At 46.1% G+C, this 24,005-nt stretch carries 23 protein-coding genes; 4 read left to right on the top strand and 19 right to left on the bottom strand.

What is annotated here, in order from left to right; translation table 11 throughout:
- Positions 1-12: 12 nt before the first annotated feature.
- The 4 genes from BM210_RS08955 to BM210_RS08940 form a co-directional block, all read right to left on the bottom strand.
- Positions 13-1,674 (bottom strand): type 2 periplasmic-binding domain-containing protein, encoded by a 1,662-nt coding sequence (locus BM210_RS08955; protein WP_091167203.1) that lies wholly within the window; start codon positions 1,672-1,674, stop codon positions 13-15.
- Positions 1,675-1,914: 240 nt separating this feature from the next.
- Complete coding sequence (locus tag BM210_RS08950) at positions 1,915-4,290, bottom strand: helix-turn-helix domain-containing protein (protein WP_091167202.1); 2,376 nt, start codon at positions 4,288-4,290, stop codon at positions 1,915-1,917.
- 165 nt (positions 4,291-4,455) lie between these two features.
- On the bottom strand, positions 4,456-4,893 hold the full coding sequence (locus tag BM210_RS08945; RefSeq protein WP_256223399.1) for a bactofilin family protein: 438 nt from the start codon (positions 4,891-4,893) through the stop codon (positions 4,456-4,458).
- A gap of 20 nt (positions 4,894-4,913) precedes the next feature.
- The gene (locus tag BM210_RS08940) at positions 4,914-5,876 is read right to left on the bottom strand and encodes a M23 family metallopeptidase (protein WP_218184906.1); all 963 of its coding nucleotides are present in this window, start codon (positions 5,874-5,876) and stop codon (positions 4,914-4,916) included.
- 215 nt (positions 5,877-6,091) lie between these two features.
- On the opposite strand from BM210_RS08940, the gene BM210_RS08935 reads away from it, so the two are divergent.
- Complete coding sequence (locus BM210_RS08935) at positions 6,092-7,183, top strand: ParM/StbA family protein (RefSeq protein WP_177237721.1); 1,092 nt, start codon at positions 6,092-6,094, stop codon at positions 7,181-7,183.
- 82 nt (positions 7,184-7,265) lie between these two features.
- On the opposite strand, the gene BM210_RS08930 is transcribed toward BM210_RS08935, so the two are convergent.
- The 3 genes from BM210_RS08930 to BM210_RS08925 are packed head-to-tail and all read right to left on the bottom strand — an operon-like array spanning position 7,266 to position 9,363.
- A complete protein-coding gene (locus tag BM210_RS08930; protein WP_091167198.1) occupies positions 7,266-8,132 on the bottom strand; it encodes a metal-dependent hydrolase in 867 nt (288 codons plus the stop codon).
- A gap of 19 nt (positions 8,133-8,151) precedes the next feature.
- Positions 8,152-8,319 (bottom strand): hypothetical protein, encoded by a 168-nt coding sequence (locus BM210_RS34710; RefSeq protein ID WP_218184905.1) that lies wholly within the window; start codon positions 8,317-8,319, stop codon positions 8,152-8,154.
- 36 nt (positions 8,320-8,355) lie between these two features.
- On the bottom strand, positions 8,356-9,363 hold the full coding sequence (locus tag BM210_RS08925) for an aldose 1-epimerase (protein ID WP_177237719.1): 1,008 nt from the start codon (positions 9,361-9,363) through the stop codon (positions 8,356-8,358).
- A 208-nt stretch (positions 9,364-9,571) separates the two neighbouring features.
- Between BM210_RS08925 and BM210_RS08920 the strand changes: the two genes are divergently transcribed.
- Entirely contained in the window at positions 9,572-10,117 is a 546-nt protein-coding gene (locus BM210_RS08920; protein ID WP_091167195.1) for a PadR family transcriptional regulator, read from the top strand.
- The gene (locus tag BM210_RS08915) at positions 10,110-11,627 is read left to right on the top strand and encodes a DHA2 family efflux MFS transporter permease subunit (RefSeq protein ID WP_091167194.1); all 1,518 of its coding nucleotides are present in this window, start codon (positions 10,110-10,112) and stop codon (positions 11,625-11,627) included. Before BM210_RS08920 ends, BM210_RS08915 begins: the two co-directional genes overlap by 8 nt.
- A 158-nt stretch (positions 11,628-11,785) precedes the next feature.
- Here the strand turns inward: BM210_RS08915 and BM210_RS08910 are convergent, their stop codons facing one another.
- From BM210_RS08910 to BM210_RS08895, 3 genes are all read right to left on the bottom strand, one after another.
- Entirely contained in the window at positions 11,786-12,220 is a 435-nt protein-coding gene (locus BM210_RS08910) for an NUDIX domain-containing protein (protein ID WP_091167192.1), read from the bottom strand.
- An 83-nt stretch (positions 12,221-12,303) separates the two neighbouring features.
- Positions 12,304-12,714, bottom strand: a complete 411-nt coding sequence (locus BM210_RS08905; protein WP_091167191.1) for an NUDIX hydrolase — start codon at positions 12,712-12,714, stop codon at positions 12,304-12,306.
- A gap of 595 nt (positions 12,715-13,309) precedes the next feature.
- Complete coding sequence (locus BM210_RS08895) at positions 13,310-13,879, bottom strand: GNAT family N-acetyltransferase (RefSeq protein ID WP_091167188.1); 570 nt, start codon at positions 13,877-13,879, stop codon at positions 13,310-13,312.
- 84 nt (positions 13,880-13,963) lie between these two features.
- Here BM210_RS08895 and BM210_RS08890 point away from each other — a divergent pair, with 84 nt between their 5' ends.
- Positions 13,964-14,497, top strand: coding sequence for a hypothetical protein (locus BM210_RS08890; protein ID WP_091167187.1), 534 nt, complete (start codon positions 13,964-13,966; stop codon positions 14,495-14,497).
- Between the two features lie 132 nt (positions 14,498-14,629).
- Here the strand turns inward: BM210_RS08890 and BM210_RS08885 are convergent, their stop codons facing one another.
- The 9 genes from BM210_RS08885 to cobK form a co-directional block, all read right to left on the bottom strand.
- Positions 14,630-15,190 (bottom strand): nitroreductase family protein, encoded by a 561-nt coding sequence (locus BM210_RS08885; protein WP_091167185.1) that lies wholly within the window; start codon positions 15,188-15,190, stop codon positions 14,630-14,632.
- Positions 15,191-15,222: 32 nt separating this feature from the next.
- Complete coding sequence (locus BM210_RS08880) at positions 15,223-16,653, bottom strand: cobyrinic acid a,c-diamide synthase CobB (RefSeq protein ID WP_091167183.1); 1,431 nt, start codon at positions 16,651-16,653, stop codon at positions 15,223-15,225.
- Positions 16,646-17,893, bottom strand: coding sequence for a cobalt-precorrin 5A hydrolase (locus BM210_RS08875; RefSeq protein WP_091167182.1), 1,248 nt, complete (start codon positions 17,891-17,893; stop codon positions 16,646-16,648). Before BM210_RS08875 ends, BM210_RS08880 begins: the two co-directional genes overlap by 8 nt.
- Complete coding sequence (gene cobM, locus BM210_RS08870; RefSeq protein WP_091167180.1) at positions 17,890-18,672, bottom strand: precorrin-4 C(11)-methyltransferase; 783 nt, start codon at positions 18,670-18,672, stop codon at positions 17,890-17,892. Before cobM ends, BM210_RS08875 begins: the two co-directional genes overlap by 4 nt.
- Entirely contained in the window at positions 18,672-19,382 is a 711-nt protein-coding gene (gene cobI, locus BM210_RS08865; RefSeq protein WP_091167178.1) for a precorrin-2 C(20)-methyltransferase, read from the bottom strand. The genes cobM and cobI overlap by 1 nt, the downstream gene beginning before the upstream one ends.
- On the bottom strand, positions 19,375-20,673 hold the full coding sequence (gene cbiE / locus BM210_RS08860; protein WP_091167177.1) for a precorrin-6y C5,15-methyltransferase (decarboxylating) subunit CbiE: 1,299 nt from the start codon (positions 20,671-20,673) through the stop codon (positions 19,375-19,377). The genes cobI and cbiE overlap by 8 nt, the downstream gene beginning before the upstream one ends.
- Before the next feature lie 613 nt (positions 20,674-21,286).
- Positions 21,287-22,414 (bottom strand): cobalt-precorrin-5B (C(1))-methyltransferase, encoded by a 1,128-nt coding sequence (locus tag BM210_RS08855; protein WP_091167665.1) that lies wholly within the window; start codon positions 22,412-22,414, stop codon positions 21,287-21,289.
- 14 nt (positions 22,415-22,428) lie between these two features.
- Positions 22,429-23,079, bottom strand: a complete 651-nt coding sequence (locus BM210_RS08850; protein WP_091167175.1) for a precorrin-8X methylmutase — start codon at positions 23,077-23,079, stop codon at positions 22,429-22,431.
- 5 nt (positions 23,080-23,084) lie between these two features.
- Positions 23,085-23,858 carry a precorrin-6A reductase gene (gene cobK, locus BM210_RS08845; RefSeq protein ID WP_091167173.1) on the bottom strand — a complete coding sequence of 258 codons (774 nt, stop codon included), beginning with the start codon at positions 23,856-23,858 and terminating at the stop codon, positions 23,085-23,087.
- Positions 23,859-24,005: the final 147 nt, after the last annotated feature.

Below are 24,005 nucleotides of genomic sequence, written 5' to 3'. Positions count from 1 at the left end.
CCCCATATTCGTTTAGCGTTTGTTATAGCGATCCAGAGCTGCCTTTTGAATCTCGATAGCACGGTCAAGCTTTACTGATTTCAGTTTTTCAACATACTTCTCATAAGTGTCCAATGGCTCAGCACCCAGGATAATTTTTAATGTCATTTCATCTACCAGTGTATTAACATCCGTCATGATTTTGGCCATTTCTGAGCTTTCTTCTGGCGTCGGTGTAATCGGTGGCAATTGATATTTAGCTACATCGGTTTTAGCCCAAAGAGCAACAGCATCTTTTTGCTGTGGAAGCGCCAGATATTGCAAAATATAATTTTTGTCTTGTACGAATGGGCCGCTGTAGTTTGCCCGAGTATACAAGGAAAGCGCCTGAGCTGGAGCCAATTTATCCGGGTTCTTCATAAGGAGATCCGTATAGGTTGGAACCCCATTCACCATCTTGTAGCTGACGCCTTCTTGACCAAAGTTGAAGTAGTTATGTCCTTCTTCACTGTAGCCATAGTCCAGCAGCCTAACTGCCAGCTCTGCATTTTTGGATGTAGCTGAAATCGCTACCATACCTCCATTAATGGAGAACGGCAGGTCTCTTTGCCCGAATTTCGGTGTATCGCCTTTTTTCAATACCGGCTGTGGTGCAGGTACGAGCTTCGCTTTAGGATTAGTGGCTTCAACCAGCGGCTGCCATTTACCAATACCGCCACCTGCATTCGCTACAGTAGCACCGGAAGCGCCTGAAGATATATTCGCATCAAAAGCCTTGGCATCAACGGTTGCGATGTTCTTATCGAGTAATCCTTGCTCGTACCAACCACGGAATAATCCTAGCCAATCTTTATAGCCTTTTTCTGCAGGACCGAACTTAATTTGACCGCCTTCGAGATAGAAATCACGTGTTACCCCATAGGCACCCATGAAATGTCCACTATTGAATTCATTAAAAACGCGAGGCTTGCTGCTTGCAGTGAAAGGAGCTGCTGCGCCTTTCTTTTCTTTAAAGGCCTTCAGCATCGCTGTCCAGTCGTCGATCGTTTGCGGCATTGGAATTCCCAGCTCATCGAGCCAATCCTGACGAACAATGGGGCCCTGATATACCATTAACAAATCATCACCGCGAATGAATGGGAACGAATAGTAACTGCCGTTGTCCGTCTTGACCATCTTATCAATTTCGGGATGCTCTTTTAAATATTTTTTCAGATTTGGCGCAAATTTATCGATCATATCGTTCAGCTTTAGAATGTATCCGTCTTTTATCGCTTTTTCTGGACCGCCAGGGAAGTCCTTAAAGAAGTTGAACTCAATCATGTCAGGCAAATCTCCAGAAGCCAGCATTACGTTAAGAGCTTCTTTGGCTTGGTTGACCGGAGGTGCAATGAATTTCAAAGGAACGCCGGTTTTCTTTTGCCATTCTGCGAAAAATGGGGTCTCTTGGTGAGTCGCTTTCACGCCGACGAGGTTACCTGTCATCTCCATCCAATAAGTAAGTGTTTTGTCCGTCTTCATCGGATACGTAGTTGCGGCAGCAGCTGGTGCGGGTGCAGGAGTTGTAGCAGCAGGTGTTTTCGTGTCAGCAGGTGCAGGTGCGGGTGTGGCTGCAGGTGTAGAACAAGCGATTGCCGCAGTGCTCATCATGGCTGTAACTACTAGAGTGGAGACGATTTTCTTTTTGCTCTTCATAGTATGAAGACCTCCCTAATATTTCGGCTGAACCGAATAATGAAACTTCTATATGAGATTTGAAAGTGCCTGTTTCCCATACCCGTATTATATGATTACGCTTACATAAAATGATATCGTAAATTGTGCCAATTTTATCGGCAAAAACACGATTATGAATCAACAAAAAGTACAAATGGATATACAAAATGATCAATACTATTGAAAAAACCGCTTCGCAGCGGCCTATTCCTCCTTCATTTACTTATATTTTCCGGGAGTTATCCCTTCATATTTTTTAAAGGTCCGAATAAAAGCATTAACATCATTAAAGCCTACACAGACTGCTACATCGCTTATATTCTTACTGCTTTCATCTAATATAGCCTTGGCACGGGCTACCCTGGTTTTGTTAATTGAATCTAATAACCCTTCATTGGTATGGTCCTTGAACAATTTGGATAAATAAGCTGGCTTCATGTCAAAATGGCTGCCGATCATGGAAATATTGAGATTCGGGTCCATGTAGCTTTCATTAATGTAATTAACGATTTGCTGAATCCGTTCATCCATGACCCGCTGTTTGGATTGTTGAATATTTTGCTGACGCTTGTTGGAGGTATACTCACACACCTTTTCCAAAAATTCCGTCATTTGAACCTGCATTTCCTGAATCGTTTCACAGGTCGCAAGCTGCTCAATCCTTTTTTCGATACGTCTTGGATTGCGTATTAACAAGCTGTCCTCGATATATCCGAGCTCACTGATCGTTTTGATCATCGTGCTGACCAAATTTAGCATCAAGCATCGGCCAAGGGACACAGACATAAACGAACGCTTAAAATTGCGCTCAATGATATCATCGAGTGTTTGTCGAGCCATTGCGAAATCCCCGATTTTGACGTAATTAATGAGCTGCAGCTCCACTTGAAGCGGGTAGTAATATACGGTATCCGTATCTTCGGTCACTGCACTTTGATGAATATCTTCATAGGATAGGATTTCCTTACTGCCCATAACCAGCTTATACTCCATAGCATCAAGCGCTTCCAAATAGGCTTGAGAAATTCCGTTAATCCCACTATGAATACCACTTATCGAAAGGGTCAAACTAATATGATACTTGGACAAGATGAAAGATTGGGCATCCTTGGAGATACGAATCAATTCTTCCATTCTTAGCTCTGGATCTGTGGCAGAGAAATTAATGAGGCAGACAAGTGTATCTTCCATTTCGGTCACATAACCTTGATGGTTCTGTGCTGCTAGTTCCTCCATCACATTGGTAATAATAAATTGCATCAGCAGCTGTGGGTCCGTTGAACCGATTTCCTGAATGCGTTCATGGAAAGTAGCGCTTTCCTGTATATAGAGCACAATAACGGCGAAATCATCTGTAGTAAACCGCATATTAAAGGTTGCCAAGGATTCATCGACAGGGATTTGTTCATTGAGCTTTCCTTTTAGCATCCGTCCTACGAAATTGGATCGCAAAATATGATATTGTTTTTTTCGTTCAGACATAATTTTGGCCATTTCTACCAACGTATGGTCAACGGCTTGCTCAATAAAACGAAACTCATTATAACCTTGACCGCCAGCCATCTCGGTTTTTCCAGATAAAGTGGCAACAAGCCGCCTAACCGGATTGTAATTTTTGCGTAAAAACACGTAGGTTAAAATAATTCCCCCAAGCAAGCTGATACAAATGCTCATATAGGTCAGGTTCCGTACCTGCTCGGCTTTTTCCCAAAACAATCGGCTCGGGATGATCGATAAATATTTAAGCTTGGAACGGTCTGATTTGATGTAGGTGACCTCGTAATTTTGGCCTGCCTTTTCCCATAAAAATAGATTCGATCCGGACATTCCCTTCTCAAAAGGAAAATCCTTCAACAAATTTTGACTTTCCTTGGAGCTGGTTACCAATACCTGGTTGGCCTCATTTAAGATTATTACGTGCCCCTTATTAAAAAGCTCTATGTTTTCAATAGCACGAAGAATACGGGATTGGTCAATCATGATCACATTTGTAGCTCCAGGCTTATCCATTTCCTTGCGATACGTGCTGATATAAGCTACTGTTTCCCGATATTTGCCGCTATCATCGATGCGAGACATCGGAATGAAGCCTTTAAACTCCTTTTGGTTCACAATTTGACTCCATTGCTCGTAGCTATAGATACCATTCTTATGAATCAAGCTGTAGGCAAAAGGAGCATCTCTATATACATCAGGCATAAGAACCTGATTACTATTTGCTATATAAATATAAAACAGATCAATGAGGGAGTAGGAGGTTCTGTACATCAACAAATCTTGTGTGATTTGATGCAAGTCGTACAAAAATTCATTCGGGTAGATTTGATACTTGCCTGAGTATAGAAACTGTTGAAGTCTTACATTCCAGGTTAATTCAAAATTCAGCCGCTCCATCGCTTCGAATTGATTATCCATCACTTCGCGAACCTGCTTAAGCAGCGATTGATTGGCCTGGTTGATTTCATTTTCCAATGTTTTACTTGACTGCGTGTATACGATTATACTCATAAAGACCGGCAGTAGTAAAACGGCCAGATAAGATAGAAGCCAAGTAAGGAGCACACTGCGCCTGTTGATTTGAAACTTACCGAGCATCGTATCTCCCCTTGTTATAGATTGAGACAAACCTATTTGAATGCCTCTGTTCCACTTCGCTATTAGCTTTTATTATACTTCAATCTAAGGCATCACGCGACTTTTTACAAAAAAAGACATGCATACAGGTTCACCCACTGTACGCATGTCTTATCTTTATGTAAACTATTGCCAAGTGATAGCTGAAGGTGCTGCTTGGGCCGAATCCGGCATTTTGGATAAAGTCGACTGCTCAAAGGAGCTGGAATCGGCGTTCTCCATTTTGCTCATTCCTTGAAACAGGCCACCTTCCGCAATAACAAGTGATTGAGCTGTTGTGTTTCCGTACAGCTTGCCAGTGGAATGGATAGTAAGCTTGCCTTTGCACAAAACATTTCCATTGACCGTTCCGGCCAAAATGACATTTCGCGCAATGACGTTGGACTTAACAATGCCCTTCTCTCCAATGGTTACATCTCCTGCGCAATCTACATCCCCAGTAACCTGCCCTTCAATGCGGATGCTTGCCTCCGACTTGATTCTGCCTTCAAACAAGGTGCTCTCACCGATTAACGTATCGGTCGCATATAAACCGAGCGCGTGCTTCTTACCTTTAAACATCATCGTTCCCCTTTCAAGCTGGTTTATTTTAAATAAGGCAGTGGGTCGATACTGACACCATTCTGCAAAACTTCATAATGCAAATGGTAGCCTGTGCTTCTGCCTGTTGATCCGACAAGTCCAATCAGCTGTCCTTTTTGAACCGAATCCTTCTTTTGCACAAGGATTTTGTTAAGATGCATATACATCGTTTGCAGGCCATTGGTGTGGTCAACCACAATATAATTGCCTCTCTCAGAATCACTTCCAGTGGTACGCACAGTACCATCTGCTGTGACCGAAACCTCCGAATTGGCAGGCGCGGCAATATCATAGCCGCTGTGAAAGCTCGGACGACGTGTAAAGGGGTCTTGACGCAAGCCAAAGTTTGATGTGATCCTCCGGCTGTCTACAGGCCAAATGTTAGGCGTAACACGAAGCTGCTCCTTAATGGCCAATGCCTTGTACTTCGTATCCGTAATACTTTGCTGCAGGGCAGCCAATTCTTGATTCATATCGCCTAATTGTGTTTTGGTTTGACTGAGCAGATCTTTCACTTCGTTATTCGTAGCCGGAAGGCTGATTCCCCCCATAGCGCTGTCAACACCATTAGTGCCTTCAGCCGCTGCTGCTATTTTGGCGGAGCCTGTGATCGAACGTACTTCGTCCTCCATTTTGCGAATATCGTCAATTCTTGCTTTCATATCCGTTGTTTGCTGAGAGAGCTTGATCACTTCATTCTGAAGCTGCTCAATCGTTTCATTCTTATCCTCCACCGTATGGTTATACACCAATTCCTGACTATCCATCCTTACCTTCAGCTGATCTGCAATGACTGCTGTTCGACCCTGAAAAAAAAGCAGTGCTAAAGTCATGAGCATCAGGATGCATACAGCTGCCACTGCTAGGTAAGGTATCGAATGCAGCATCTCAAACTGGCGAACCGAACGGTTAGCATCTGGAATAATGACTAATGTAAATTTTTTACTACCCCATCCCAATTTCATATTGGCTCCTTCGGCAAGATACGCGCTCATCAAGTAATATTTACCAACAAAATTCGCTAAATCTACGTTCTTATTCGTCAAATCTGCTTCATAACCCTGCCTATTTACGGGCTTCCCTGGAAAATGGTTCTAAAGTACGAAGGGATTTTGTAGAAGCAAATCGAATTCTAGTACTAAAGTAATTTGTTAGGAAATGATTGGAGGGAATTTGTATAATGAAGCTGGCTGGTATTGATATCGGCAATGATAGTATTAAAGTAGTATTAGACGGAGTACGCGAGCCATTAATGATTCAAAATATTGTGGCTCCGGGCTATGAAAGGCATATCTTTCAGGAGGAGGACTCTCCACTCAAGGCGCTTGATGTGGTAGTTCACAGTCCGCGGCTGTCCAAGAACAATCAGCGTTATTTTGTAGGCTTACTCGCTATGGAGAATGAGGACAGCATGGAACTTGAGGAGACGGACAATAAAGCTGTTTCTGACCAGTCCTTAGTCGTAGCATTAACGGCTCTAGCCTATGCAGGCCTTGTCAGTCAATCCGCGACAGCCAATGGCTACGGCAACATTGAGGAAGTCGAATATACACTGGGAACAGGTCTTCCTGTACGCAGCTATTCCTATTACAATAAAATGTTCGAGGACCGGCTAGTCGGTGAGCATGAAGTCACCTTCCTGACTACGCCTACCTTGCGAAATCGAAAAGTCAAAGTGTCGATCCGACGCGCGATCATTTCAATTGAAGGTGCAGCGGCGCTATTCCACATGGCCACTCATGACAACCTGCAAGTAAGGGATGAAGAGCTGCATCAGGGCTGCATCGGAATTTGCGAGATTGGCGCCTTGACTACCGACTTTCCTGTCATCAATAAAATGAGCATCGATAATCAATTCAGCACTGGGGAGCAGATCGGAATGGCTACCTATTTGGACAGCATTATTCGCGATGTGGAGGATCAATACGGATACCGGTTTCCAAGCCGTGCCAAGCTGGTCCAACGGATCAAGAAAAATGATTTCACGATTCGGCGCATCGGCGAAGGGCAATCCAGTATGAAGCAGGTAGTCGATCTGTACTTCAGCCGGGCAGCCAACAAAATCGTGGACCTGATCAAGAAGCGTTGGAAAAAGCATCCTGATATACAATGCTTTTATGTCATCGGTGGTGGCGCTGCGGCACTTCGTTCTTATATTGTTGAAGCCGCTGGTCCCATTAAATTGCGTTTTGTGGATGAAAGCGAGCTGTTGAACGTCAACGGATACTTAAAGCTGGCGAAAAACAAAATCAACCATAACCAGTATGCATAAGCAGACAGATTGTCTGCTTGACTACAAACATGAATCAAACAAAGACCGACCCTCTCCGAATTTGGATGAGGTCGGTCTTTGTTTACTTTAAAATAAATTCGAATAGGAATGATTGCCCATTGCGGTAAAAACGCGGATCATAAATGCCAAGTCGCTGCTCATCGTCCACAGTCACAACGAATGGTGACCATTCATACAAGGTTCTAGCTTTTGGATTGCCGGCGAACAAGCGATCGAGATTGGCACTCTCACTGGATTGCAAGGCAACTTGCAGCTTTGGCTGGGTAAATACGGTAGCCTCGCTTATTTCAATCTGGTCACCCTTTTTACCGATGATTTGAAACTGTCCCGGTACAAAGCCAGCCGAGAGAGCGAACTGATCATAGCGACTGCCATGCTGCTGATATAGTACATAACCTTGCGCCGATTGGATGATAAAATGGCAGACCAGCAGCAAACCAACAAGCCGATATACACGATAAGGCTTCTCCGGCTTGCGCAGCTTCACGAACAGCAGACCACCCAGCATGATAACCCATAGTGTCAAATCCACGATAGGCACGGTTCCAAAAGTTATCCTTTTTGAAGAAAACGGCTCCAAATAACCTGTCCCCCATGCATTGAACAGATCACTAGTATCATGAATCCATACGGCCAGCAGACCTAGTCCAAAAAAACGCCAGATCCCCGTTTTAAAGAACAGCTTATTCAACAGCGCCAACAGAGCTGCCCATACCGGAATCAGAAATACGGAATGCGTCAGACCCCGATGCCACATTTGGTAACGTCCAGCCGTATCCCACCAGGCAGAGATCACATCGATATCCGGGATTTGCGAACCGCCGACTGCCGTTATGAACAGTGCTCTTTTTTCATTGCGGCTATAGGCTGCTTTATTCATCGCTGCATACAGCGTCAATCCGAATAATGTATGTGTAATTGTATCCATACTTAAGAGCAAGCTCCTCTCATACCCCGTGTTTGGCTTGCCTTGGATCACAGCGCAGTTGATTAATCCGCTGATCCGTCAAGGCACAACGGTAAGTCGGTGTACCTTGACGGTATACAAGGCGGCTGTTGTTACAGCCTGTTTCTACAGCGAATTCAATCTGAAGTGATAGAGTTTTGCCCAGCAAAAACTCGACTTCGTAAGTATCCTGCATCAACCGAGTTTATTTGTGTTCTGCGTACATACGGCTGGATGCGGTCCATTCTGCTCTTGGTGCCAGCATCTGGAATCCGGTAGCTTCATCCGGTAAAGAAATATTCGGCGCATTGATTGCCCAGGTTTGAGGTTCAGGACAAATAAATCCGCTGGTTCCGTCATCATTCCATATCGTCCAGTGTCCAAAAGCTGGATCCACCTCATAAATAAAGCTGATCTCACGCTGCTTATCCGTTAGAACGGCACCATAGAAGTCCAAGCCGTTATGTTGTATAACTCCCCCGGTCAAATGACTCGCATAAGCTTCGCCAGTAGGTCGAATACCCTCATGACGCAGCTCACGGTCGGTTTCGTTCAGCGGCAATAAGACCCCAGTAGGCAGAAACTCTGATGTCAGCTCCCATTGCTTGTCGACGGATACCTGCAGCAAGTAATCCTGCTCCTGTCCTTCGTGATGGAAAGGGACTTTAAATGCGGTATGAAAGCCTACACCCAAAGGCATCGGTTCATCGCTTAAATTCACAATTCGGATATGCTGCTCCAGTCCCTTTTCGGATAGTAAGTAGGTTAATTCATATGTAAATTCATGCGGATAATAGGCATACATCTCGCCATCGCGATTCATATTCATCAATAGGATAACCTCGACTGATCCATCCTCGCGAACACCAGATGTCTGGACCTGCCACGGTTTTTTATGTAGAATCCCATGCATAAACACCTTTCCATCCGAGCTATTGAGAGGAAAGCTATAGTTGCGATGAGGTGTAGAGAATTTCCCACCTTCAATCCGATTGGGCGGGAACAAAGGCGGTAACCCGTATCTTTGACCGGATTGACGAAGCTGTTCAATTGTGTCTGGAGTACGCAAAAAACTCAGGCCTTCTTCGGGACGGCTGAGTTCAACCACATTAGCACCCAATCCCGGAACGATAACTGCTTGATAACCTCCTGCATTCAATTGAATAGCAGGCTCATTATAAAAAAGAACACTTTGAACTGAAGCTTGACTCATGCTTATCATCCTCTCTATGCTGCGATTCTCGTTATCAAATTCACCTTTCTATTATCCATCAAAAAGTGGTATAGCGCAAAGAACAGCAGTGAGAATTCCAATCATTATTTTACAAAAAATTAATATTATATCGTTTGTCTATATATTGACTTGATATATATCATTCGTTTATAATACATTTATTAGCAATTAGGGAGGCATATCATTGATGACAGGTCAAGATGTAATACTTGGAATTTTAGCCGTTGAACCAAAATCAGGTTACGACATCAAAAAGAAATTCGAGGATTTGTTTTCTTACTTTTTTGATGCGAGCTTCGGTACGATTTACCCGACACTTGCCAAGTTAGAGAAGGAAGGATTCATTACAAAGGAAAGTGTTCTCCAGGAAGGAAAACCTAACAAGCATGTGTATTCGATTACCGAGCCAGGAAGAGTGAAGTTTCAAAGCTATCTGCAAAGCGACATTCAAGATAATGTGCTTCGTTCGGATTTCATGGTGCGTCTTATTTTTGGAGAATTGGCTGATCCACAGATGGTCACGGGTTGGATGAACGATGCTTTGCAACGCTCGCAGGCGGAGCTTCACAACTTGGAGAACGACTATAAGCGCTTTTCTTCTGGAATGAGTCCTACTCAGGAGATCTGTATCCAAATCGGCATCGGCAATTTGCGGAGCCAGGTCCAGGTACTTCAACAAGGCATTGCACGACTCCATATGATGGACTCCATGGAGGGAAAATCACATGAATAAACGGACGAACGGATTTATTTTGCTGGCTATGGCGCTTGGGCTATTGATGGCATCGCTAGATAATACCATCACCTCGGCTGCCGTCAGTCATATTATTAAGGATATCGGCGGATTTGATAAAATGAGCTGGGTATTCACAGCCTATATGCTGGCCGCAACCAGTACGATGCTTGTTTTCGGAAAAATGTCCGATTTATTCGGTAGAAAACGATTTTATTTAATTGGTATTGCCATTTTCCTACTCGGTTCAGCCCTATGCGGGCTTGCGCAAAATATCGATCAGTTAATCTGGTTTCGCGCGCTGCAAGGAATCGGTTCAGGAGCCCTCTTCCCCATCAGCTTTACGATCATCTACACGATGTTCGCTGATCCGAAGCAGGCCGCCAAGCTTTCTGGTATATTTGCTGGCATTTTTGGTATTTCATCGGTTGCTGGTCCACAGATTGGCACGCTGTTGTCGGATTACTGGGGATGGCGTTGGTGCTTCTACGTAAATGTGCCGCTTGGAGCCTTATCCTTTCTCGTACTGCTGATCGCTTTGAAGGAATCACGTTCAGACCGCAAACCCAAAATCGATTATCTGGGCACCTTCCTTTTGATTGTTTCCACGATTTCGCTGATGTTGGCTTTGGAATGGGGCGGCAAAAGCTATCCTTGGGCATCTTGGCAAATTATCGGCTTATTTGTGACAGCTGTGATCGGAACGATCCTATTTGTCCTTACCGAGCTAAAGGCTGAAGAACCGATACTGCCGCTGCAATTGTTTCGCAATCGTATGATTGTCGGTACCAGTATTGCCTGCTTGTGCCAAGGCGCCATTATGTTCTCAGCCATTACTTATTTGCCCATGTTCTCCGTAGCTGTACTTGGCAACTCCAATTCCAATGGATTGCTGACACCGATGATGTTCTCTCTAATGGTTGGAGCTGTTGTATTCGGAGGTCTGCAGACGCGTTTCTCATTCCGGTCTTTGATCATCGTATCCATGCTGATGGGAATCGTCGTTACCTTTCTGCTCACCAGAGTTGCTCATGACGCTTCCTCCATCTATATGATTTCCCTTATGGTTATGCTTGGTTTTGGTGCGATTGGCCCGTTGATGAGCGTAGCACAAAATGCCGTCGCATATAGTGTTGACCCCCGTTATATCGGCATCAGCTCGTCCATCGTAGGCTTCTGGCGGAATATCGGTGGTATTCTTGGAGCGACCCTCACAGCCACCATCGTTAACAATCAATTAGCACAATTGATTCGCGATGGATCGGAGGCTCACCATATCCCCGCGGATAAAATCGATACATTGGCTAATCCCGAGTTGTTAGTCCGGGCAGCAGCAAGCATACCTCAGGAAATTCGCGACTTTTTGCGTGACTCCCTCGGTACGGCGATTAATCACGGATTTATGATTGCCATCATCTTTGCCGTTATCGGCGTTCTGGCAGGTGTGCTGTCTGGTCCCGGCCGATTCGATAAAATGAAGCAGAAATCAGGCGTTAAAGAAGCAGCTTAATAAAATAAACAAACAGCGGCAGTCAGGACAAGAACATATCGCCCTAGACTGCCGCTTGTGGAATAACTGCCTTTTAGCCGAGCGAAGGGCTGCCAAACGACAGCCCTCTCGGAATTGCACTATAGTATCCATAAGTTCAACGCTTTATTAGACACACCTTATTCCATCCATTGTCTCGGTCCTATAACGTGGAATAGCTGCTTCCTATCCTGATTTAAAGCTTCCTGTATACGTTTATAAGTGAAGTCACTAATCGGTTTGGGCAAATCATCTATCGAGTAATATTTACATTCTAAAATCTCAGGTGAACTAGGCTGAGGTTCTTGATTACGATCGTTATTTGAGATGAAAACAAAATGATGCATATCATAGTCGGGGTCATAGTAAATGCCAGTTAATTGCTCTACTGTGACTTCAAGGCCTGTTTCCTCCCGTACCTCTCTTTTCGCAGTTTCCTGCGCTGACTCATTCTTTTCAGATTTACCCCCTGGTAGTTCCCAATTATTTTTCCCATAGCTGTGTTTTACTAAGAGAATACGTCCTTCAGAATCCCGTATGACCGCCGCTGCACCCATTGACTTATTTGACAACATAGTAGCCCCCTGTATTCATCTTTACGTTTAAAATCGTGTATACACCAATAAATGGAATTAGTTTCGGGGTTCAGCATACACACTCAAAGAAATATATCTTTGCTCAACCTGACTTGTTCGATCATATGCCCGATATTTCCTTCACCTGCATATAAGGACATGTCAAAGAAATCACGATTCAAATCAGACCAGTATAATTCATTTTCATCCCCTGAGACCCTTACATCGTACTTTAATTTGCCAACATATACTTCAACATAGCAATGCTGCAAATAATATGTAAAATCCATTAAATGTTTTAAACTAACATCCTCATTTGAAATGCTGGTTTCTTCAAATAGTTCTCTGTAAGCAGCTTCAATACCCGTTTCTCCATTTTCGATTTTCCCACCAACTAAATTGCTTAATCCTTTATATGGATTTTTTAAACGTTTGCACATGAGCAATTGGTCCATATCTTTGCTGTATATCATAATAACGTTATACCCTTGCATGACCTGACCTCCTCATTTTTCTAATTCAAGGGTGTTAGTTCGACACACAGAGAACATTCCCTTTATTATCGATTTAACCATGCTGCTATTAAACACAATAAGAAAAAAGCCGCCAAAAATGGCAGCAGGATCTTGCATTCATGCTAACATTAGTTAATAGAAAGGGGAATAAAAGTAAAATGTTCTCACCTTAACCAGAGTAGCTTTTGCTCATCCGTTTGGCAGAGACAAGATATAAAATAAGGATTACACTTAACAGGTTCCAAATACTTGGAATTGACGCGACAGATAAATAAAGACCATAAGGCAAAGACCACACAAATACCATATACATTAAGAAACGATTTCTCAAAAACCAGGCAGTAATGCCTAAACATGCAGGAAGAATCAACATCATAACAATGATGATAAACGTTCCTTTACTCACTGGCGTATTTGAATACGGATTCCCGAACAACAAAATGACACACAGAACTATACATCCCACGGATGCAATCATACCGAAGAGGGAATCTTTCGATTTCAATGATAGATCACCTACCTAATTGTATACTTAACGTTGCTTATTCAATATTAGGATTTTGATCAGATTGGGTTAATACAGTTTTGTTTGTAGTATTGGCAGGGCTTTATCATAGTCATTTTTGTAATGAGCGAAACTGTCATCTTTAAGAATTTCAAAACCAGTTTTTAAATACAGTCCTATAGCTTTGTAGCTCCAGGTTTGCGTATGTAAAAATATATCTATGTCGCCTTCCAAAAGCAGCAATTGATGTAGACATTTTGAAATTAAAGCCTTTCCAAGTCCTATACCTTGATATTCTTTTTTTACAGCAAACCAATGAATTGAGGGATCACGTCTTTCTCCCGTTAGATTCCACCAACTTGTGATTGTCCCAACCTCTTTACTGTCTTCATTCTGAATAAACAATAGCCTCCGTTTAAGTTCGTCACCAAAAGGCAAATATTCATCCCGAAAGTAATTAAGACCTTGTTCTGTATTTTCGAACTCACCAACAGATGCCTCGATCTCAGCCCATTGTTCTTCTTTACCTGGAATGTACCAAGCAAATGTATATCCTTCAGGTAAAATAGTATCAGGCAAGGGAATACCCGCACTCCGTTTCATGATCACATCGTAGTGAGGTACTGATTTATCTAACAATACCTATTCACCTCTTATTCATATTAATGTTGATCATGTTTGGGAGCCGAAGGGATTACTGGAGCTACAGGAACAGTTGGCGCTATGATTGTGGAAGTTGCTGTTGTGTTTGTAGTTGCATCTGCAGCTGGTGTTGTTACGTTCATCGTTGGGGATACTGTCGGAACTTTAGACGGAGCAGTTACTGTTGCATTTGGGGCTTTAGTCGGTGTCGTTGTTGATGATGCTTCGTTCGTTTTCGGGAGTCCTGTTGGAGCGGTTGCTCGTACATTATTGTTCTCCGTTGGTGCTGCCTTCGTAGACAATGTTGGTGTTCCTGTTGAACTTGTTTCAGAAGCCTTAGATTTTGTGTTGGCTGGCGAGGTATTTGCTGCCGTTGGTGCTGTCGGAGAAGAGGGGGCAGACGGCGGAGCTCCCAATTCGGGCCTAGTCGCTTCTTTGGTTGGGACAGTTACAGGCGTCGGTTGTTTTGCATTCACATCACTTTTCATGATCTTGTCGTTTGATAAGATTATGGAACCGGATAGTACTACTACTCCACACACACTTGCCCATAAAATCCAATGCTTCTTCATTTCCGTTAATCCACTCCTATCTGTAAGCATTATACAATGTTAAAACCATAGAAGCACGCGACAATATGGACACGAACTTCTATGGCTTAACCCAAGATTGGAATGAATCATCACCGAAACTGTTGAGCATCGTTGATCAGGTTACCAACCGTACTCCAATCCTTGATGCAAGTACCTATTGTACAAATGTCGTCTTATCGCGATGAGGCGTCCGCGCAGTCGCGGCAGGTTCATCCATGGGATATCCAATAAATACCGTACCGATAACCTTTTTATTTTCTGGTGAACCAATAAACTCATGCATCCGTTCGTCATGCACCAGACCAATGCCGCGAGTGCGCCAAACAAAACCCAGTCCAAGCTCCCCTGCAGCAAGCCACATCGAATGGATGGCGCAAGCTGTGGCGTATTCATTATCCTTGGAGGATGCAGGATCATTCGGTATCACATCGGATGTTACTACAATGACAAGTGGTGTTGCCGTGAGTACCTTCAAAGACTCCTCGACAAGTTTAGGCTTGGTAGGAAACCGCTCTTCCAAGTAGGAAAGCGCCAGCGACTCATAACGCTGCTTCGCTTCACCGCGAATCACATAAAAATGCCAAGGCTCGCGCAACCTGTCGTTTGGCGCTAATGCCGCAGCTTCGAGCAAGGCATCGATTTTTTCATCTTCAATTTCAATGGTTTGAACATTTCGAGTTGCACGCCGCTTAAGCAGCAGTTCCATAACAGTCATGATTCATAATTCCCCTCTCGTTGGCTTGTGCATTAATGTTCTTTAAGCTGCTTATACTGCTTGCATTGTTCCACCCACCGCTGTGCTAAAGCTGGTTCGGATGCAAAATGAATGTGCGTATATCCTGCGACCAAATTGCCTGACTCGCTCAAATAACCTTCCGGCTTGGTGCCGCGCAGTCCTTTGGTTACATAAGCATGGCGCAGTGCTTTCTCTGGGTCTTCGTTTTCTACCAGCTTGGGCTGAAACGTAGAATAATGGAACTCATGACCTTTGGCCTTATCGGCAGCTCCAAGCAGGAAGTTGCCTTCGGTGCCGGTTATTTCCCGATAGCCCAACGCAGCGAGCTTCTTCTGCATACGAACGGTTCCAGGGATCAATCCCAGCATCGGATAATGTTGACCATTCGTATTTTCGATTGAATCGGTCAAATACATGAATCCTCCGCATTCCGCCAGTGTAGGCAGCCCCTCAGAGATCGCTTCGCGAATCGACCGGCGTACAGGTTCCGCTTCATCTGCTGCCAGCATATCGGCAAACTCCTCAGGGAAACCACCTCCAAGATACAGACCATGAACATCTGCTGGAAGCGGCTCACCAGCAAGAGGCGAGAAATAGATACAATTGGCTCCATTGGCTTGAAGCAGATCGATGTTTTCCTGATAGTAAAAGTTAAAAGCCGCATCTCTGGCAACAGCAATCGTAACCTGAGGCTTAGGCAGGCTATCAGCTGGCATAAACATTCGCGGGCTATCTTTCGACAGCTCAACTTCAGGAGACTCTGCCAGCTCCCAAATCCGCTGAACATCGACGGTGCTTGAAATCAAAGTGGACAAACCGTCAAAAAACGGCTGCAGCTCTCCCCTCTCTATAGAAGGGACGAGACCAAGATGGCGCTCCGGCATCGAGATCTGATCGTCTCGGAGCAAATACCCAAGAACGGGAATGCCGCATTCCTGCTCAATCGCATCACTCACAATCCGGTGATGATTGGCACTGCCTACCCTGTTGGCAATAACACCGACAATTCGTGCCCGCGGCTCCATACATTGAAAACCTTTGACGATCGCAGCAGCGCTGCGCGCCATGCTCTGGCAGTTCACAATAAGCAGAACCGGTGCATCAAGCAGCATGCTGATTTCTGCGGTGCTGCCTTCGTTATTTTTGGGATTTTTACCATCGTAGAAGCCCATGACCCCTTCAATGATCGAAATATCCGCATCATGACTGGCTCTTGTATAAATTTCCTTAACGGTATCGTGAGACAGCATGTAGCTGTCGAGATTTCGTGAGCTGCGTCCAGTAACAGCGGTGTGAAAGGTAGGATCGATATAATCCGGTCCGCATTTAAATCCTTGAACTTGATGACCAAGATTCCGAAGAGCCGCCATCAAGCCAATGGTTAGTGTGGTTTTGCCGACACCGCTGCCGGTTCCCGCGATTACGATTTTTCTATCAGCCATCGGCTTGCACCCCGGCTTGCTTATTGTTCACTGCTGTTGATGCGGGTATAGACGCTGCTTTCGAAGCATCAGATGCATCGCCTTCAGCAGCAGCCTGCACAGACTTCACAGCCAACTTGTCAAAATCGATGAGACCGACGGAAATCGTCACATTGCCGGATTTTTTCTTAGTCAAAGCAAGCTTGGATGCTCCCGAATACAGCTTGGCAGCAGGTTCGCTGACACCGTATGCACCTGTAAAACGATGAACGGTATCGGACGGTGCCTCGATATGCATTTCGTTTAATTGCTCAGGGGAGTAAGTCACCAGCGGCCAGCTATACTTATGAGTGACAGCAAGCAAACCTTCCTCGTCCTTCTTCAGATCAATCGTGCAGATAGCTTTGACGCTCTTAATCGAGAACTGCAATTCCGCCAGCGTTTCGACAATCACTGCCTCAATTTCCTCGGCTGCTGTGCCACGGTTGCAGCCAATTCCAAGTGCAAGCACCTTCGGACGATACAGCACACCATTGGTTAGTATGGTTTCTTCCGTCTCAGAAAGCACACGGTGTGTGACAACAAGAGCTGCCTGCGGCTGAGCGGCAAGTGCAGCCTCAACAGATGTATACTCACGTATGGTCGCAGGCAGCGGAGAATCATGAAGCCACCAGCCCGGCTCCCCCGATTCTACTACAACAGCAACCTGCTCCTCATTAACAACCGCCGCACTGACCGGAGTCAGCTTAGCCGCGGATTCCCATACCCAGCCAAAGCGACGACCGAATAAATCGACGGCTATCGTCTTTTGCACATCAGAGGCTGTTGTAATGACAGCTCTAGCGCCGATGGCTGCGGCTACCTCACGTGTCAGCTCATTCGCACCGCCCAAATGGCCAGACAGCATGCTGATCACATGCTCCCCTTTATCATCGATGACGACAATACCGGGGTCTGATTTCTTATCTACCAGCAAGGGAGCGATCATTCTGACAACAGCACCCAAGGAAATGATCGTGATGATACCCTTATAAGCAGGAAATAGCGCAGGGAACAGCATTCTCACGCTGCCCTCGAATAATTGAATACCCAGCTCGGCTTCGTCGCCGCGGGCAAATTTGGACATATAATACAAATCTGAATGAGAAAATGATTGCTGCAGCTTGCGAGCTAGCTCTACGCCATGCTTCGTAATGGCTACTATTGCATAATCGCCATTTTGCTCAATTTCCGGAAATTGACCCTCGACTAAGCTGATCATGAGGGCTTCACTCCTCTGCGGAAACGATGCGTGAATTCCTTGTCATACAGCTTGGAGCGATACTCTTCATTACTATGAATGTCTGGGTCCAGCGCCCAGCCTGCCAAAATCATCGCATGTGAACGAATTCCATTCGCGCGCATGTCCTGTTCCAGATTGGCGATTGTCGTACGCACGATGAGCTGATCGGGCCAAGTCGCACGCTGCACAACCGCAACCGGCGTATTTTCGCTCCAGCCAGCCTCGAGTAGGTCACCCACAACTTTTTTGACGAGTGTGGCACTAAGGAATAAGGCAAGCGTGCAGTGATGGGCAGCCAGGTCCTTAAGCTTTTCCAACTCAGGTACAGGCGTCCGTCCTTCCGCACGAGTTAGAATCAAGGTCTGCGTTAGCTCGGGGATCGTCAACTCCGCACCAATCGCTGCAGCTGAGGCAAATACAGAGCTGACACCAGGAATAACCTCGTACCCGACTCCTGCTTTTTTGAGCAGAGCAATCTGCTCCATAATGGCACCGAACACGGCGGGATCACCTGTGTGGACACGGGCAACCATTTTACCTTGACGTACCCGGTCCACCATGATATCGACCATTTCCTTCAGATCCATGCCCGCGCTTTTCAAAATCTCCGCTTCAGGCTTAGCCTTGGCAATCAGGTCTTCATTAACCAATGAATCCGTGTAGAGAACAACATCCGCTTCCTGCAGCAAACGTAAGCCTTTGACCGTAATCAAATCCGGATCGCCGGGACCCGCTCCGATAATATAGATTTTATCCATTATTTTCTCACCACCATTAATGTTAAGTATTCCAGCTCACGGCCCTGCAGCACGCGAATATCCCGCCAGATCATTTCTTCGGAAGAAGTTACTTTCGTCAGCACAGATGCCTTATCGACCAAACCAAGGTCACCCAGCACACGCAGCATCAAATCAATCACCTTCGCCACCTTGATAAATACGATGCAATCATGAGATTCGATCGCATAACGCATTTGATCATAGTCGTCCATAGCCGGAACAATGGCGATTTTCTCATCCCCGTCCGCCATCGGCAGCCCTAAGCGTGAGGCCGATGCATTAACCGACGAGATACCCGGAATCGAGCGGATCTCTACCTCAGGATGGCGCTCCGCCATTAGCCGCATCAAATGGATAAAAGTACTGTAAATCATCGGATCGCCTTCGGTGACGAAAGCGACATCCTTGCCTTGTTCCAAATGCTGCCAAACGGCGTCCACCGTTTTGTTCCACTGCAGCTCCAGAGCATCACGGTCTCTCGTCATTGGAAAGATCAAAGGAACCATAATTTTCTCTTCCGTGTTCACATAAAGCTCCGTAATGGCTAAAGCATAGCTTTTAGCTCCCCGCTTTTTACGTGGATAAGCAATTACTGGTGATTCTTTCAGAAGTCGGAAAGCCTTTACTGTAATGAGCTCCGGGTCTCCAGGTCCAACGCCCAAGCCATACAAAATACCTAAGTTACTCAACTGCTTTCGTCTCCTTTACTGCCGCGCTCTCCGGCGCTTGATGCCGGGCCGTTATAATATAAACAGGGTTAAGTCCCTCAAATCGGGTCATATCCAAAATCGGCTTGCTGCGTGAAATTTGGGCCAAGGTAATATTCGTAGCAAATCCTTCCTCGGCAAATGTTCGGTTAGCCTCATACAAGTTTTCTATAGTCACCGCATTAAGAACGATTCTGCCCCCAGGCCGCAGTCGCGTGCAGCACACATGCAGCAGCTCTTTCATTTCACCGCCGCTGCCTCCTATGAATACCGCGTCTGGATCAGCAAATGCCTCCAGTCCTTGTGGCGCGCGTCCCTGAACAGCCGTAAAATCAGCGCGAAAACGCGTCATATTTTCCAGGCAGTTGGCGAGATCGGGTTCATTTTTTTCAATGGCAAATACCTCACCTTGTCTGGCTATACGCGCTGCTTCAATCGCTACCGAACCTGTGCACGTACCAATATCCCAGACAATGCTGTCGGAACGAAGTCCCATCTGGGCAAGGCTCAGAACACGGATTTCTTTTTTGGTGATCAGCCCTTTATCCGGCTTGCGCTGTGCAAACAGCTCATCATCAATACCGAACGGCCACTCCGGCAAATCTGCGCTGGAAATACCCGGCTTTTGTCGTAAAACAACTACATTCAACGGAGAAAAAGCTTCCGTTCCCTGCTCAGCCAGTTCCTGAAGCTCATACCAGCCTGTGCGTTCACTCGGTCCTTCCAGATTCTCAGCTACAAATACCCGATATTCCGTCATGCCAAAATTGAGCAAATAGCGGGCAATCTCTTGTGGACTATTCGTTTCATCCGTGAGCAGTGCGACCTTCTTCCGGCCGTCGATACGCTGAGCTAAACCTTTTATACGCCGACCATGAACACTGATAACCTCAGCATCCTGCCAACTCTCACCCATTCGTGCAAAAGCCAGCTGGATCGAGCTCAGATTCGGATACACCTCAACGGCCAGCTTGGAGCTCAAATAGCCGCCGATACCGTAAAAAAGTGGATCACCCGAAGCCAGCACCACCACACTGCGTCCCTGTTCCGACTCTGTCTTTAATCGGGCTGCCAGCTCACTCAAGCCACCTTTAATGACCCATTGCTCTCCCTGATGGTCAGGGAAAAATTGCAGCTGACGCTCACCGCCAACGAGCAGCTCACAGTTGTCGATCCAATCTGTATACAGAGGCAGCAGGCTGCCTCTACCGTTATCGCCAATGCCGATGACTTTCGGCTTATTTATTCGTACATGCGGTTGTTGTCCGCTCATGGTTTAGTCTCCTTAAAGCGTTCCATAGGAACGCTAACTTCGTAAGCTTTATCTTAAAGTGCTGCTTAAGCAGCGCTTGCATCGTAAGCATAGTCTTTGAAGCACAGTGAATATGTTCCGCTGCGTGGGCGGATCATTCCTCCGATCGCTGTTGTCTCCAGATTTCTTGATGATATAAGACTTTTAGCGGTAGAAATCCAGAGACAAAGGCGAACGCTTCGCTTCTCCAGAACGATTCCGCCCACTCCGCTCATTATTCACCGGACTTTAGAGCGGACCAGAGCAACGCTAACTTCGTAAGCTTTTTCTTAAAGCGCTGCTTCAGCAATGCTTGCATCGTAAGCGTCGCCTTAAAGCACTACGTAAACATACTTTACGGAAAACGCGTGTTCTTTCTATTCTAAAAAGCTCGGTGAATAAAGAGCGGAGCGACCGTGGTGTTCTGGAGAAGCGTTAGCGTTCACCTTTGTTCCCGAATTTTGACCATTAAATCCCTTATACGATCAAAAATTTCGGGAACAACAGTGATCGGAAGAACACTTCGGTCGCGCAGCGGTACTTTCACCTATTCTCCGCACAGCGGCACTTTCACCTATTCTCCGCACAGCGATCCTTATTCACCTATCCCCACATCATTTCTCCGAGCGCTGCCCAGCAGTACAGCTTTCATCGAAATAATTACGGTATCCAGCTCCATACCGCCCCCTACTTCCTTCAGGCCCATGTCACAGCAGTAGCTGCTCAACAGCTCAAAAAAACCAGGATAGCCCCATTCCTGCATCCAATCGCCCACCAAAGCAGCAGTGTTCGCTCCCCGAATCGCCTCAGCCTGCTCCTCCGTGGCTCCTGCCTCCAGGGCGACCTTCGCAAGAAAGCCAAAATCAATCGGCGCGCTTTTGCTGTGCACCATCATCACGCCCTGCGCGATTTTGGAAAACTTGCCCATCATTCCGACCATCGTTACACGCTTGATACCCTGCCTTTTGCAATGGAGCAGTGCAAATCCAACAAAATCGCCCATCTCCACAAAAGCTTCCTCAGACAGCTCGGGAAACATATCAATGCCATACTTCTCAGTTCGTCCACCAGTGGAGAGTACGATATGCTCGCAGCCGCATTTAACAGCGACCCGAATAGCCTGAGCCACACTGGCTTTATAAGCGGCTGTGGAAAAAGGTACCACCGTGCCCCGTGTACCGAGGATGGAGATACCACCAATGATGCCAAGCCTGCCGTTCAAAGTCTTTTTGGCAATTTCCTCGCCATCCGGGACTGATATAACGACGCGTACTCCGCGGTCCATCTCGAACTGCTTCAGAACATCGCTCACTGCCTGACGAATCATTTTGCGGGGAACCGGGTTGATTGCCGCCTCTCCAACCTCAACCGGCAAGCCTGGCTTCGTAACACGTCCAACACCAACACCGCCATCAAGCTCAATTCCATTCTCATTCCGCCAAGAAACCTCAGCAATAATCCGCGCACCATGGGTAGCATCCGGGTCGTCCCCACCATCCTTGATGACTTCGGTTTGCGCCCGTTCGATCGTAAATTCACAGCGTACTATCGTAAACGTCACAACTTGACCGATTGGCAAATGAATGGTAGCTTCCGTCTGCTCATCCTGCGTGATTAATGCTGTTAAAGCAGCTTTGGTTGCCGCCGCAGCGTTAGAGCCTGTCGTATAACCATGGCGCAGCGGCTTGGCATCTTGGTCTCCCTTGCTCCCGGACTTATCCATCGCCATAATTTGACCTAGCCCAGCCGTTCAGCCATCAACGAAATCGCATTGACCGTCGCCACTGCCACAGGGCTGCCGCCTTTACGCCCAATATTCGTAATAAAAGGAATATCCAGCTTTGCCAATTCATCCTTGGATTCCGCAGCGGATACGAAGCCGACCGGAACACCTACAATAAGCCCCGGCTTAGCGGCGCCTTCTTTGACAAGACGAATAAGCTCCAGCAGCGCCGTAGGTGCATTACCAATTGCATAAATAGCCCCATCCGCTTCAAGAATCGCCTTGCGGATCGAGATGATTGCCCGTGTCGTATTCAAACGCTTAGCTTCCTCCATCACATCAGGATCAGAAATATATACGCGTACATCACCGCCAAATTTGGCAATTCTCGGCTTACTGATACCAACCTGCACCATTTGCACATCAGCTACAACAGGTCTACCCTCACGAATGGCGCGAATTCCCGCTGTAATAGCATCCTTATGAAAAACAAGGCTGCGTCCCAACTCAAAATCAGCGGAGGCATGAATGACACGCTGCACAACAGGATACTGCTCCTCTGTAAAGGGATGCTCGCCAAGCTCCTCCGTGATCATTTCAAAGCTGCGTTCCTCAATCTCCTGCGGCTGTACCGTCAAAGGTTTAAATTCCGTTTTAAAATCCATCCTTCTTATACCCCCTTCAATAGTTCGTTCAGCTTCTTAATCACATCTTCAAAATCGCTAAAATGTACGCCATACTCTACCTCTGGCCGTCCAATCATAATAGTTTCGATGCCAAGCTCCAGCGCCGATTCCAGCTTCTCATCGACTGCCCCTACTTTACCGCTCTCCTTGGTAATCATCAGGGTGACCTTATAGTGCTCATATAAAGCAGTATTTAAAGCTTTGGAAAATGGACCCTGCATCGCGACAATGTTCTTTTGCTGCAAGCCGAGCTCCTCGCACTTTTCCATATTATCTTTGCGGGGAAGCATACGGGCTACCAATGTCGTGTTTGGCTCGTTCAACAATCGCTTGGCAAAAATATGCAGCGTTTTACTGCCTGTCGTCAGCATAATGACGCCCTGCTTGGCTGCGGCCATCTCGGCTGCCTGCTCATAGTCGTCAGCGTATGTAATCAGCGGATTACCTTCAAAAGTAAGTCGATCCCGTTCATAGCGAATATAGGGCACGTCCGCTTCGCGGGCAGCCGTGATAGCATTCTTCGAGGCTTCCTCGGCAAAAGGATGCGTTGCATCTACAATCGTACGAATGCCGCGTTCCTTAACTAATGCAGCTAACTGCCCAGCAGTTAACCGGCCTACCATAACAGGCAGACCGGCATTCTCCATCGATTGCGCAGCGCTCTCGGTTACAACGGTAGTTAGCAGATCATAACCCGTCTGCTGAATGGAAACTGCAAGCTCGCGAGCGTCACTAGTTCCAGCCATAACTAATATCATCGTTAAGCCTCCTTCTATTAGAATGATGCCACAGCCTTATTATGGACTGCCTGCGTATGGTAATCATGGTCATCGACATGCGTATCATCGTTAGCATGAGCGTCATGTGTATGATCTTGATCGACATGCTAATCATGCTCGGGACTT

Source organism: Paenibacillus sp. 1_12 (assembly GCF_900114475.1).
Taxonomy (GTDB): domain Bacteria; phylum Bacillota; class Bacilli; order Paenibacillales; family NBRC-103111; genus Paenibacillus_S.
Note: the sequence above shows the minus strand (reverse complement) of the source record. Positions and strands in the feature narration are given on the sequence as shown.